The organism is Shimia ponticola (genome assembly GCF_007995215.1).
Classification (GTDB): domain Bacteria; phylum Pseudomonadota; class Alphaproteobacteria; order Rhodobacterales; family Rhodobacteraceae; genus Shimia_B; species Shimia_B ponticola.
Genome location: NZ_VCDK01000003.1, coordinates 1,216,467 through 1,229,981, shown reverse-complemented (window position 1 = coordinate 1,229,981; position 13,515 = coordinate 1,216,467). Strand labels below are relative to the sequence as shown.

The following is a 13,515-nucleotide window of genomic DNA, read 5'->3' as shown; positions in this document are numbered from 1 at the left end:
CCTTGTCGAAGCGCCAGACCCGCCGAAGGCTTGGTCAAAAGTAAGATCGCCGAACACAAATTGTCCTAGAGTGCCGTCACTGAGGCGTCCAATAGCTGTCCCGCTTATACCGTTCAGCTGGCGGGTGATGATGAGGTTGCCGGTTCGGCCATCATTGCATCTGATGGGCACACTCAAAGTCGGTTCAGTTGTGAGCGAGTCGTAGGTTCCTTCGCACCGTAAGCCTCTGGGAGTCATGGCAAAAAAACTACCTTCGCCAGACAGCCTAGCAGTTGCTGCCCCTTGCGCGAGTTCGGTTCCTATACGTCCAGTCGCGGGCACAGATACTTCGTTCGCACAAGCAGATAGGCTCGCTGCTGCAATCAAAAACGAGAAAACTCTAAACACTCTTTATCTCCTTTTTTCACCCAATCGCATGCCGATAGCCTGCCGAATAGGCGCCGGTCACATGGTGTTCCAGTTGCCGCTCAATATCGCCCAGCAGCGACGATGCGCCAAAGCGGAACAGGTCGGGTTGCAGCCACCGGTCGCCGAGTTCCTCTTTGATCAGGCTCAGATAGACCAAAGCGTCCTTGGCTTTGGAGATGCCGCCGGCGGGTTTGTAGCCGACGCGGTATCCGGTGCGCTCATGAAACTCGCGGATCGCGCGGATCATGACGAGCGACACGGGCAAGGTCGCGTTGACGGGTTCCTTGCCGGTGGACGTTTTGATGAAGTCTGCCCCGGCCATCATGCAGATCAGAGAGGCGCGCGCGACATTACGCAGGGTGCCGAGTTCCCCTGTGGCGAGGATCGCTTTGACATGGGCGTCGCCGCAGGCCGCACGCATCTGTTTCATCTCGTCATAGAGCGCCTGCCAGTTCTGGGTCAGCACGTGGCGGCGCGAGATGACGATGTCGATTTCTTCGGCCCCGGCTTTGACGCTTTCTTCGATTTCCATCAGGCGCAGATGCAAAGGCGATAGGCCAGCTGGAAATCCGGTTGAGACGGCGGCGACGGGAATGCCTGTGCCATGCAGCGCCTCAACGGCGGTTTCGACCATGTCGTGATACACGCAGACGGCACCTGTGGTTAAACCAGGAAGTCCAATCGCCTCCAGCAGACTGCTGCGGACGGGCTGACGTGCCTTTGCACAAAGACGGCGGACGCGCCCCTTGGTGTCGTCACCCGAAAGTGTGGTCAGATCAATCAGAGTGATGGCCTTGGCCAACCACGCAGCTTGATAGTCCTTTTTTACCGACCTTCGCCCCGGCAAAGTCTTGGCGCGACGCTCAATCGCCGATGTATTGGCCTGCACGCCCAGCGCCCAGTCCAGATCAAGCTCCATCCCCGGATTGCGCGGCTCAACGGCCTGCGGCAACTGGGTCGGCGTTGTAAGGGTGTCGATGGTTTGGGTCATGGCCTGTTAGCGGTTGCCGGGTTTGTCAGACCTTACTATCAGACCCGCAAAGGAGAACGCCATGACTTTCGATCCAAAATTTGACCGATCGGTCAAAATTGCGCCGTCCATCCTGTCTGCGGACTTTGCGAATTTCGGTGCCGAGATCGAAGCCGTTGAGGCGCAAGGCGCAGACTGGATTCATGTCGACGTCATGGATGGGCATTTTGTGCCTAACATCACCTTTGGTGCGACGACCTGTGCTGCGATCCGGCCGCACATCAAGACGGTGATGGACGTGCATCTGATGGTCGCGCCGGTCGATCCATATATCGACGCCTTTGCAGAGGCAGGTGCCGATTTCATCACGGCCCATGTCGAAGCAGGCCCTCATATCCATCGCACGTTGCAGGCGATCCGAGGGGCAGGGGCCAAGGCGGGTGTTGCGCTGAATCCGGGCACGCCGGCAGATAGCATCACTGAGCTACTGGATCTGGTTGATCTGGTCTGTGTCATGACGGTGAACCCGGGCTTTGGCGGGCAGGCCTTTATCGATATGAGCAACAAGGTGCGCCGCCTGCGTGAGATGATCGGTGATCGTCCGATCCATATCGAGATTGACGGCGGCATGGCCCCTGCGACCGCGCCGCTGATGGTCGAGGCGGGCGCAGATGTCCTCGTTGCAGGCTCGGCGGTGTTCAAAGGCGGTTCGGTGCAGGACCCAGCCCCCTACGGAGAGAATATCCGTGCAATCAAGGCGGCCTGCGCGGGATAAAGAAAGCCGTGCAGGTGTCTGCACGCGTTCTGCACAAATGGGGTGAAATTGCTGCAGGGGACCTGTGTCAGTAAGGTGGGACAATTCTTGCCCATCGGAGGCCTAGATCGTGCCAAATCTGCTCATCGTTGATGACGACCCCTCTATTCGGAATGTTGTGCGGATCGCGCTTAGCCAAGCCGGACACAGCATCGAAGACGCAGGCGACGGGGCCGAAGCCTTGGCCAAGGCGCGTTCTGGTCGGTTTGATTTGATCGTTCTGGATATCGGTTTGCCCGAAGCGGACGGGTTCGAGGTGTGCCGCCAAATCAGAGCCTCCGACCAAGTGCCAATTCTTTTTTTGACGGCTCGTGATGATGAAATCGACCGGGTTGTCGGTCTTGAGCTTGGGGCTGATGACTATGTCACCAAACCCTTTTCGCCCCGCGAATTGGTGGCGCGTGTCGCAGCGATCCTCAAACGGACGGTGCGCCCGGCGCAGACAACGTTTCAGCGCGGACTTCTGCATGTCGATGTAGAGGCGCATCAGGTTCGCGTTGGGGACGCACGGGTGCAGTTGACGGGGCGCGAAATGGCCATCCTCGCCCGTTTGGTCGCGCATCCGGATCAAATCCATAGCCGTGTTTCCCTGACAGACAGCGTCTATGGCCCCGGCATTATTGTGTCGGACAGGACGTTAGACAGCCATCTGCGCAACATCCGCTCGAAACTGCGTGATGCCGGATGCATGGACGTGGTTGAGACTTTGCATGGCGTCGGAGTGCGGCTGGGTCCGTGTCAGACGCCTTGCCACACGGTGGGCTGAACACGTGACCCGCCACGGCATCATTCGCAAATGGCGGCCTCCGCTGGCGCTGGTCCTCGGCGGCACGCTGCTCAGCGTTTTGGTTCTGCCGATCCTTGGATTGTTTGTCCTGCGCTATGCTGCGCCCGTCATGGGGTGGATGGCGGCGGTCGTGACGATCAGTCTGGTTGCGCTGATTGTGACAGTGATCCTTGGCTGGTTGCTGGCGCGATTGATCCTGCGGCCCTCGGCGTCGCTGGTCAGCTGGGCCGATGCCATACGGCACAGCCCAGCGGTCCCCGTGGCGGGTCCAGAGCGGCTCGGCACGCGGGAATTTGGCGACATGGCAGAAAGCCTCCTGCGCATGGGGGATGAACTACAGTGGCGTGTGGCGGACCTGTCGAGCTACTCGGCGCACGTGACCCATGAGTTGCGTTCGCCGCTGACATCGATCCGGGCGGCCGCTGAGTTGCTGAACGACGACATTGATGCTGCGCAGCGTGCGGAATTGGTGAAGACGATCGCCGAAGCGTCGAGCCGCATGGAAAACCTGCTGGTTGCCATGCGGGCCGTGGCGCAGGCGGACACCGCAGAGGCACGAGAGTGTGATCCGCAACCTGTGGCCGAAACTGCACACGCCGTGGCGCAAAGGTTGGGGCTGACCCTTGAGTGCGAGGGCGCGCCCAAAGCGCCATTGCCGTCACCGCAACTGGAACTGGTCCTTGATCATCTGCTTTTGAACGCCCGCGATCATGGCGCAAAGACGGTCTGCATTACGGCCACCGAGCACGGCTTTTCCGTCGCCGATGACGGTCGTGGCGTGTCGCAGAAAAACGCCGAAAAGATGTTCGATCCATTCTTTACCACCCGCAGAGATAGCGGTGGGATGGGGCTCGGACTTTTTTTAATTCAACGAATCGTTCAATCGCGCGGCGGAAGTGTCACGTTTTCGGGCAATCAACCGGGAGCCACGTTTGACCTTTGTTTTCAAAGACCTGCGAACAACCTGACGTAGAAATCGTGGCGAATTCGCACAGAATTCTGACGCGATTCGTTTTTCTTTCCCCGCAGGTCAAAAAACATTGGCGCAGGGTCAAGTGATTCGATATTGTCGAGCGCAAGTCACATAAGTGGCAACGTACCGGCTCGGATAAGAAGCCGGACACTGAGGTAAGGTGGTAGACTAATGGCAGCGATTGATTATGTCGTTCGCGACGGCGTGGGCCGTCTCGTTCGTGGTACCGTAGGCGCATCGGGCGCTAACAATGTGATAGTCGTGGATACCTCGTCAGAGGTGTCACTGAATCTCGCTCAAGGCGATATTTCGGACTATCGACGCATCGGAAACACCCTAGAGATTTATTTGTCAGATGGACGGGTTCTCGTCCTTGAGGGCTTCTTCTCGGAAGTCCAGGTCACTGACAGCAGGCTCTATTTGAGCGCAGATAACCAGTTGGTTGAAATCACCTTCTCGGAAAGCTGGGGCCGGACGAACTACGCGCATTACGACTCCGCCGCGCAGACCACTGCTGAAGGCGAACTATTGTTCGAAGCCTCAAGCGGCGTTGTCACGGAAACTGAAACCACCATGGCAGCAGTGCCTTTGTTCCTTGGCGGCGGCCTTGGCGGCACGGCTGTCGGCGCAGCAGGTCTTGCTGCAGGCGCGGCCGTGATCGGCGGCGGCGGCGGCGGTGGCGGCGGAAATGGTGGCGGCGGCGGGAGCGATCCGTTGCCAAACACCGTGACCAACACCGGCGACATCATCGTCAACATGGACACAGCTGATCTGAGCTTGGGCGGTGGCGCCGAGCCGGGCACTGTTGTGACCGTCACGATTGGCGACACGGTTGCCGAAACCACCGCTGGTGACGATGGCACTTGGGCCATTACGATCCCGGCAGAAGACCTGCCAGCCGATGGCGATCACCAAACAATAATCGAATTTACACCTCCGGGTGGCGGCGATCCAGAAACGATCACAGGCCCCAACGTGGTGGTCGACACGGATGCACCAGCTGCCGAGTTCTCAACTGGCGTCGTGTCCAACGGCGACATCATCAATGCCGAATGGCATGAAGGCGGCGTCGAAATCAGCGGCACCGGCGAAGCGGGCGCAACAATCCGGGTGGATATCAACGGCCAAGGTCGTTCGGCTCTCGTGGCTGATGATGGCACTTGGTTTGTCAGCATCCCCGAAAGCATTCTTCCAGAGGGCGAATACACGGTACCTGTCACGCTGACCGCCACGGACGCAGCGGGCAATGTCACAACCGTGACCGATGCGATTCAGGTCGATACAGCCGCCGAAGCGCTGGAAGTGGCACCGGGTGGCATCGCGATCGACGATATCATCAATGACACGGAAAACGACGCAGGCGTGTTTGTGAATGGCACGGCCTCTCCGGGCGTGACCGTCTCACTGACGTTGGCCGGGGTCACAGTGACCACGCAGGCTGATGCGGATGGGAATTGGACCGCGAACTTCGGCCCCGGTGCCTTGCCTCCGGGTGAATACGGCACCGAGCTTGTTGCGACGACAATCGACGCGGGCGGCAACGTCACGACGGCGCGCGCGCCTGTCCGTGTTGATACCCTCGGCGAGGTCTCGGTTGAGACTGCCACCGTTGAAAGCGACGGGATGGTCAACGCGACCGAGGCCGCTGACGGCATCACATTGACCGGTACGACACAGCCGGGATCAAGTGTCAGCGTCGACTTTGCTGGCAACACCTATACCGCAACGGTCGATGAGGCTGGCGTCTGGACTGTCGATGTCCCTGCCTCCGGGATTCCTTCGGGCGAAAGCGAACAGGCCGTTACGGCGACGGCAACCGATGCCGCAGGCAACGTGACCACGGCCGTTGGCTCGATCACGATCGATACCGAGATCAACGTGGCGTTGGACGACACGCAGGTCGGCGACAACATGATCACGGCTCAAGAGGCCAATGCAGGCATCGTCCTGACCGGCACAACTCAGCCTGACGCGACCGTCAGCGTGACGCTGCATGGCATCACGCGCACGGCGACGGTGGCAAGCGATGGCACTTGGACCGCAAGCTTTACCTCCGGCGATCTTCCATCTGGTGTGATGACGTTGGATATGTCGGTCACGGCAACCGATGCTGCCGGGAACACGGCAACTGATTCTGGCACTGTTGAGCTTGATACCTTGGGCTTCGTGGCCGTTGGCCCTGCACCTGTCGAAGGCGACAACGTGGTGAACGGGGTCGAGGCCGCTGACGGTGTGGTCATCACGGGTACGACACAGCCTGGTTCGTCCGTCATGGTCGAATTCGCGGGCGCAAGCGTGGCAGCCGTGGTTGCCGCAGACGGTACCTGGGCGGCGTCGTTTGCTGCAGGCAACGTACCAAGCGGTACTTACCTGACCTCTGCAACCGCAACAGCGACCAGCCCATCGGGCAACGTCGCGACCGATAGCCTTCCGGTCCGGGTCGACACCAGCGTTGACGGCTTTGCCGTGACTTCTGGCACTGTTGGCGGTGACGGTTTGTTGGGCGCGGATGAATTGAATGGCGGCGTGACCGTGTCCGGGACCACAGAGCCGGGTAGCACGCTGACACTGACCATGGCTGGACTGACGCAATCGGTCTTTGTGCAGCCAGATGGCACATGGAGCGTGACGCTGGACGCCGGCGACATCCCAAGTGGCCAGTATTCAACCGTTTTGACCGTGACATCTACAGACGCCGCCGGGAACACCGACACCCTGGCGCAGGATGTTGATGTCGATACCGTCGCCGGGTCGCTCTCTATCTCGGGCGCGCCAATCGAGGGCGATGACGTCATCAACGAGGTTGAAGCAGCGGATGGCGTGACAGTCACAGGCAGCGCCGACGCTGGGGCCGTGGTTACGGTTCTGCTGGGGTCCGTTTCCAAGACTGTTATCGCGGGTCCTGATGGATCGTGGTCGGCCTATTACGCAAGCACGGAAATCCCTGCCGGGACCTACACGGCCAACATCACTGCGACGACGACTGATGCCGCAGGAAACACGGCAACGGCGTCAGATACCGTTCAGGTAGACACCGAACTTTCGCCGCTGGCCTTCAGCGCGGCACCGGTTGAAGGAGACGGCCGTATCACGGGCGCAGAGGCCTCTGACGGCGTCGTCGTACGTGGCATCGTCGAGCCGGGGTCTACCGTTCTCGTCAGCTTTGGCAGCGTGACGGCGCAGGCGCTGGTCGCCGCCGACGGCACATGGGCCGCCGAATTCTCGGCATCCCAGATCCCTGACGGCAGTTATGTCGCCACATTGCGGGCCGAAGCCACGGATGCGGCTGGCAACACCGATCTGATCACCAGCACGGTGCAGGTCGATACCGCTGTCGAAAATCTGGCCATCACATCCCTGCCGGTTGAAACCGGGGAAACGTTGAATGCGTCGGCGGCTGCCGATGGCATCACATTGGGTGGTACGGTCGAACCGGGATCTTCGGTGTCCGTCACACTCGAAGGTGTGACGCGTCAGGCAACTGTCGGTTTCGACGGAAGCTGGACAGTGACCTATGCCGCCGGAGAAATCCCATCGGGCGAATACACCGCAGATGTCAGCGTCAGCGCAACAGACAGCTTTGGTAACCAAGCGACCGTCACAGCAGACTTCCTGCTCGACACAGAGGCGCCGGGTGCTCCGCTGATAACGGCGTTCTCGACCGGTTTCTCGGGGCTGCGCAGCATCTCGACGCTGGACACGGACGACACGATCGAAATCGCGGAACTGACAACTGCGGGCGCGGTGCAAGAGCTGAACTACTCGGTCAATGAAGACCCGGGCTTTGGCGAGTTGCGCTTCAACTTCACAGCGCCAGTGTCTGATGGCTCAGATCTTGTTGTCACGGCAGAAGACGCGGCGGGCAACTCCACCTCGACCCTGTTTGTGACCGAAAGCGAAACCGATCCAACGGTCGATCTGACGAATTCCGGTCTGGCCGGCTTCGAGATTGAAGCCGTGGACCTGCAATACGCGTCGGACGCTGATCTGACCCTGACGGCAGACATGGTGCGGTCACTGTCGGACAACACTGACACGTTGACGATCCATGGCGGTCAAGACGATCACGTCACAATGACCGGCGCGGTGCGCACAGGTCAGGTACAGCGGATCGGTACGCAAGACTACGACGTCTATACCCTTGGCGATGGCGGTGTCTCGGTCGTGATCGACCAAGATATCAACGTCGTCATCTAAAGCTCCAGCGGGAAGGCCTCCGACAAAACAAGGGGGCCACCCGCACAAAAAAAGGGGCGAACATCGAGCGGTAGAAGGGGGCAGCTGGTGAAACGGCAGCTTGTAAACGGTATCGTTGCGCTTTGTGCATCTACGGCTTTGGCCGGCTGCATGACGCAGATTACAACGCAAAAGACCACAAAAGCACCGCCGGTGACGCGCGCTGCGATTCCGCAGAGCTTTGCGCAGGCCGAGGACTCGGCCATCATCGACAGCCTTCTTTACCGAAAATCTGTCGTGAAATCGGGAACGTCCTTTGAGACGGTCGCGGACAGCGTGTTGGCCGCGAACGCCCGCCCGGCAGAGGCCGATTTGCGCGCCGCCCGCCTTCGGGCGAAGGCTGCGTCCAAGAACTGGCTTCCCAAGATTGGGCCTAACATCTCGTTGTCGTCACTGGGATCGGTGGTCACCGGATTGCTTGTCCAACAGGTGGTCTATGACAATGGTCTGAAAAAGGCAGAACGGGACTTTGCGGCAGCGGATGTCGAGGCCGTAGCCGTCGCGTTGTCGACCGAAACCAATGAGCGGGTGCTTGAGGCTCTGAGCCTCTACCTCAAGGGGCAACAGGCCCGTGAGGCTGCGCATGTGTCGGCGCAGGCAGAAAAACGGCTGGAATATTTCCACGGGATCATGGGCGAACGGGTGCGCGGTGGCGTGTCCGACCTCTCGGATCAGCGCGTGATTGCAAACAAGCTGCGCGAGGCGCGCAATCAGACAATCGCCGACCGTGAAAAGGCGCAGGTCGCCTTGGCCGAACTGAACGCCATGGCAGATGGAAGTCTGGTGAACGTCAACGGCTTGGCAACCATTGAAACCGCACCAACTGGGTTAAAGCCGCTCGCCGTTCTTGAGGCCGAAGCGTTCCGGAGCCGGGATATTGCGCAAGCGCGGATTACGCGCGCCCAGTATTTGCCGGGCGCGACGATCAACGGAACCATTGGCGAAAACGGCGGAGCCAATCTGGACATTGCCTCGCCTGAATTGATTGGAGTGGGCATTCGCGATCAACTGGCTGCTGTGCAAGCCGCCGAAGATGCCGCGAACCGCCGAGTCGCGCAGGCCGTCGAAGACAGCAACCGCAAGCTGCGGCGCCTGTCACAGCAAATGACGGCTTTGGAGCGGCAAGAAGCGCAAGCCAAGGCGTTGGCCGCGAGCGCACGCGAAAACCAGGTGTTGTTCCAGCAGCAATTCGAAGCCGGCGTTCGTTCGATCATGGAAGTGATCAGCAACTATGAGACGGCGATGCGCCTCGAGCGGGAATATGTCCAGCTGAAATATGATCGCATTCGGGTCCGGCTTGAGATCGCTTCGCAATTCGGAGCCTTGGTCGACGGGGCCAAAATATGAGCGAGGACGCCGCGCTTGCCGACAAGATGACTCAGGCCGGTATTCTCGGGGTCGTCTCGTCTGAGCCTGCGGCAAATTCCGAGCGCCAGCCAAAATACTCGTCGGATGATCGCGCAAGGGCGCAATTGATCCAAGCCTATGGCGGTGTTCTGGGTGCCGATGTCATTTTGACCGACGCGCTCGAAGTGCTGGCAAAGGTCGGATTGGACGAAGAGGGCAACATGACGGCCACGGCCGTCGCGTCGGTCCTCGCGACCGCCGATCTGACGCCTTCCATTTTTACGGCGTCAAGCTGTACACCGGACAACTGGCCTGCGCTTGCGCAGATGTATTCTGGCCAGTTCGTCTTGGTGCTGGGCCAATCCGACGCGGGGCTGCGGATTTACGACAGCGCCGAAGTGGACAACGAATTGATTGTTCCGGCTGATGAGTTTGAGCCTTACTTTACAGGCCTCGTTGTGCGCGCCGAAGCCACGCTGGGCCAGCTTCGCAAAACACATATCAAAACCGATCAAAAGCTTCATTGGTTTTGGGGTCAATTCCTGAAATACCGCACGATCCTAGGCGATATCGTCATGGGATCGCTTGTGGCAAACATGCTTGCCGTCTCGGTCGCGCTGTTTTCGTTGCAGGTATATGACCGTGTGATCCCCCACGAAAGCACGGCCACGCTCTGGGTTCTGGCAACCGGGGCGTTCGTTGCTTTGCTGCTCGAAGCTCTGTTGAAGATCAGCCGCGCGCGTTTGATGGACGGCGCAGGGCGGGCGATTGAACTGAAAGTTCAAGACAGTCTGATGCGGCGCATTCTGGGCATGCGGTCTGACCGAAAACCGATGGCGAATTCGAGCATCTTTGCCTCCATGCGGGAATTCGCCTCAGTGCGTGAGTTTTTTACCGCCTCGACCATCGGCGCTCTGGCCGACATTCCGTTTATCGTGATCTTCCTCGCGCTCGTCGCATCGATTGGTGGACACCTCGTCTGGGTGCTGATCCTTGGCGGTCTGTTGATGGTGCTGCCGGGGTATTTCCTGCAACGCAAGATGCTGCAACTGACCCGCGACGCACAGGGGGCCAATGCGCAGGCCTCGCGCGTCTTGCAGGAGGCGATCTTTGAACTGGATACCCTCAAAGCGCATCGCGCTGAGGATCGGTTTCAGCGTATTTGGAACGAGTTGAACGGCCTGTCATCCGTCACGTCTTCCGAACAGCGCCGCCTTGCATCCGCGCTGACGTTCTGGAGTCAAGGGGTGCAGCAGGCGACCTACGTGACCGCCGTGATCGTGGGCACCTTCATGGTGTTTGCTGGCAACTTCACCGTGGGCTCGATCATTGCAATCGGCATCCTGACATCGCGGACTTTGGCGCCGTTGACCCAATTGGCCGGAACGATGGCGCGCTGGAGCAACGTGAAAACGGCGCTCGACGGGCTGGAGATGGTCATCGAAGCCGAGCAAGAGGTACAAGAGGACCGCACCTACCTACGCCGCGAAAAGATCGCTGGGTCGTTCGAAATTCGCGATATGACCTTCCGCTACGAGGAAGATGGGCCGCCGACGCTTGAGATTGGCGGTGTGAGCATCGAAGCCGGTCAAAACGTGGCGGTGTTGGGCACCAACGGGCAGGGTAAGTCGACTCTGCTCAAAATCATGTCAGGCCTTTATGCGCCGACAACGGGCCGCGTCCTGCTGGATGGCGTCGACATCGGCCAGATCGAACCCCGAGATATCCGCCGGGCCGTAGGGTACCTGAGTCAGGACGTGCGCCTGTTCTCGGGTACCCTGCGCGACAACCTCAACCTGAACCAATTGGAACGCGATGATGACCGACTGCTGGAGGCGCTTGATTTCGCCGGGCTTGGTCCATTTGTGCGCGGCCACCACAAGGGCCTTGATCTGGACATTCGCGATGGCGGCGAGGGGCTGAGTGTTGGTCAACGGCAATCCATCGGCTGGGCGCGCATGTGGCTGCAAGATCCGTCGGTCGTTCTGTTGGACGAACCCACAGCCGCGTTGGACCAAACACTGGAAGGTGCGCTGATCCGCAGGCTCGAGCGCTGGCTGGAAGGTCGCACGGCGATCATCGCTACGCACCGCGTTCCGATCCTGCAACTGACCGAGCGCACCTTTATCCTGCAAAACGGACGTCTGGCAGTGGACGGCCCCCGTGACGCCGTTCTGGCTCATTTGAACAAGGCGAAGGAGGCCAATGCATGACGCTTGCCCCTGACATGTCTGCCACGACCATCGACGCACATCTTGAGCACGCCCTGAGGCGTCCAAGCTGGACAATCTGGTTGGTCACCGCCTCGGTCTTTGCCTTCATCCTTTGGGCCGGGTTTGCCTGGGTCGATGAAATTGTCCGCGCCGATGGCGAAGTTGTCAGCCAATCTCGCCCGCAGATAATCCAGAACCTTGAAGGGGGCATTTTGGCCGAGCTGAGCGTCAAGGAAGGCGATATGGTTGCACCCGGCACCATTTTGGCGCGCCTGCATTCGACGGCTTTCCAAAGTAACGTTGATGACCTTCAGGATCAGATCAACGCGCTCGATATCCGGCGGATGCGGCTTGAGGCCGAGATGGAAGGCCAATCCGAGTTTCCGGTTCCGGAGGCCGTGTTCGTTCGCAACCCCGAGATTGTGGCGTCCGAGCAGGCCTTATTGCGTGCCCGCCAAGGTGATTTCCAATCCCGTGCAGCCGGTGCGAAATCGGTTCTCGATCAGGCGGCGCAAGAGCTGAGCCTGTTGGAAAACCTTCTTGAGCGGAAGGTCGTATCGCTGATCGAAGTGACCCGTGCGCGCAAGGCGCATGGCGACGCCAAGGCGCGTTACGATGAGGTCGTGACACAGATGCAGCTGGAGCGTGCCGGGGCTTATTCGGATACGCTGAAAGAGATCGCGACCCTGAAGCAGAACTTGAAGCTGAGCCAGGACCAATTGAACCGCACAACACTGGTAAGCCCCATGCGGGGCATCGTGAACAACCTGTCGGTCACGACCATCGGCGGCGTAGTGCGCCCCGGCGAAGAGATTGCGCAAATCATTCCTCTGGATGAAGAGATGCTGATCGAGGCACAGGTCGCTCCGGAAGACATCGCCAACGTCAAACGCGGTCAGGCCGCGACGATCAAATTGTCGGCCTATGACTACACGATCTACGGGTCACTCGAAGGCCGGGTTCAGTTCATCTCGGCCGACACGTTCAAGGACGACCGCGTCGTCGATGGCGACCCGCATTATCGCGTCACCGTTTCGGTGGATCGAAGCAAGCTGACAGCAAGGCAACGCGCGGTGGAAATCCGCCCGGGTATGCGGGCAACTGTCGAGTTGCAGACCGGAGCCAAGACAATCCTGCAATACCTGCTGAAACCGCTCTACAAGAGCAAAGAGGCGTTCAGAGAGCCTTAACCCGCAGCTCCAAGCATCAATGCTGTCCAGAGGCATGTGCGACTGTTAGCCTGTACACGAACAGGCCGTTGCGGCCGATCTCGGAGGGACAGATGCGTTTCAGTGGCGTGGTTTTGGTATCGGCGATGACGGCTTTAGCGGGGTGCATGTCCTCGGGTCCCGAAACGGACAGCCTGCGCTACCAGCGTATGTATGCACAAGTTGCTGCCTTTATGCCGGATGAGGCGATGGCGGCATTTGTGACAGAGGAAGCGCTACGTGCCGGGGTCAGGCGGTTTGAATTTACCACATCGCGCACGAACTATGGCAAAGCGTCTAGCGCTGGCACAGTGGAACTTAGCACCGTTCTGCCCGGCGGAACGGGGGTCGTGAATGTCACCCATGAGATCGCGCATGTGGCCGCGTTCAAACGCAACTGCGTCGGCCACAAGGCGTGTTGGCTGAACCTATATCTGGATATTGCCCGCCGCTTTGAAGATCGGTTTCCCGGTGCAAAGTGGAGCGGCACGACGCCAACAGCGCGGGTCATGCGCAATGTGGACCGGTACGGTATCCGGCTATGATGGCCAGCCGGACG

General features: G+C 59.6%; 9 protein-coding genes. 8 read left to right on the top strand and 1 reads right to left on the bottom strand.

What is annotated here, in order from left to right; genetic code table 11:
• Positions 1-403: 403 nt before the first annotated feature.
• Entirely contained in the window at positions 404-1,399 is a 996-nt protein-coding gene (deoC, locus tag FE702_RS09365) for a deoxyribose-phosphate aldolase (protein WP_147125972.1), read from the bottom strand.
• 61 nt (positions 1,400-1,460) lie between these two features.
• Here deoC and rpe point away from each other — a divergent pair, with 61 nt between their 5' ends.
• The 8 genes from rpe (at position 1,461) to FE702_RS09320 (ending at position 13,501) form a co-directional block, all read left to right on the top strand.
• Entirely contained in the window at positions 1,461-2,153 is a 693-nt protein-coding gene (gene rpe, locus FE702_RS09360; RefSeq protein WP_147125971.1) for a ribulose-phosphate 3-epimerase, read from the top strand.
• Between the two features lie 109 nt (positions 2,154-2,262).
• Positions 2,263-2,958: a response regulator transcription factor gene (locus FE702_RS09355; RefSeq protein WP_346722155.1), complete on the top strand. Its 696-nt coding sequence runs from the start codon at positions 2,263-2,265 to the stop codon at positions 2,956-2,958.
• 4 nt (positions 2,959-2,962) lie between these two features.
• Positions 2,963-3,952, top strand: a complete 990-nt coding sequence (locus FE702_RS09350; protein ID WP_186827036.1) for a sensor histidine kinase — start codon at positions 2,963-2,965, stop codon at positions 3,950-3,952.
• Positions 3,953-4,123: 171 nt separating this feature from the next.
• Positions 4,124-8,149, top strand: coding sequence for a beta strand repeat-containing protein (locus tag FE702_RS09340; RefSeq protein WP_186827035.1), 4,026 nt, complete (start codon positions 4,124-4,126; stop codon positions 8,147-8,149).
• A 150-nt stretch (positions 8,150-8,299) separates the two neighbouring features.
• Positions 8,300-9,535: a TolC family protein gene (locus FE702_RS09335; RefSeq protein WP_147125967.1), complete on the top strand. Its 1,236-nt coding sequence runs from the start codon at positions 8,300-8,302 to the stop codon at positions 9,533-9,535.
• Positions 9,532-11,748, top strand: coding sequence for an ATP-binding cassette domain-containing protein (locus FE702_RS09330; protein ID WP_147125966.1), 2,217 nt, complete (start codon positions 9,532-9,534; stop codon positions 11,746-11,748). The genes FE702_RS09335 and FE702_RS09330 overlap by 4 nt, the downstream gene beginning before the upstream one ends.
• The gene (locus tag FE702_RS09325; protein ID WP_255449642.1) at positions 11,745-12,938 is read left to right on the top strand and encodes a beta-barrel domain-containing protein; all 1,194 of its coding nucleotides are present in this window, start codon (positions 11,745-11,747) and stop codon (positions 12,936-12,938) included. The genes FE702_RS09330 and FE702_RS09325 overlap by 4 nt, the downstream gene beginning before the upstream one ends.
• Before the next feature lie 92 nt (positions 12,939-13,030).
• Complete coding sequence (locus tag FE702_RS09320; protein WP_147125965.1) at positions 13,031-13,501, top strand: hypothetical protein; 471 nt, start codon at positions 13,031-13,033, stop codon at positions 13,499-13,501.
• Positions 13,502-13,515 lie beyond the last annotated feature (14 nt).

What these genes read in the sequence shown, in the direction of transcription:
- FE702_RS09330 (WP_147125966.1), top strand. Translation starts at nt 9,532, where the DNA reads ATGAGCGAGGACGCCGCGCTTGCCGACAAGATGACTCAGGCCGGTATT.
- FE702_RS09340 (WP_186827035.1), top strand. Translation starts at nt 4,124, where the DNA reads ATGGCAGCGATTGATTATGTCGTTCGCGACGGCGTGGGCCGTCTCGTT.
- rpe (WP_147125971.1), top strand. Translation starts at nt 1,461, where the DNA reads ATGACTTTCGATCCAAAATTTGACCGATCGGTCAAAATTGCGCCGTCC.
- FE702_RS09320 (WP_147125965.1), top strand. Translation starts at nt 13,031, where the DNA reads ATGCGTTTCAGTGGCGTGGTTTTGGTATCGGCGATGACGGCTTTAGCG.
- FE702_RS09335 (WP_147125967.1), top strand. Translation starts at nt 8,300, where the DNA reads ATGACGCAGATTACAACGCAAAAGACCACAAAAGCACCGCCGGTGACG.
- deoC (WP_147125972.1), bottom strand. Translation starts at nt 1,399, where the DNA reads ATGACCCAAACCATCGACACCCTTACAACGCCGACCCAGTTGCCGCAG.
- FE702_RS09325 (WP_255449642.1), top strand. Translation starts at nt 11,745, where the DNA reads ATGACGCTTGCCCCTGACATGTCTGCCACGACCATCGACGCACATCTT.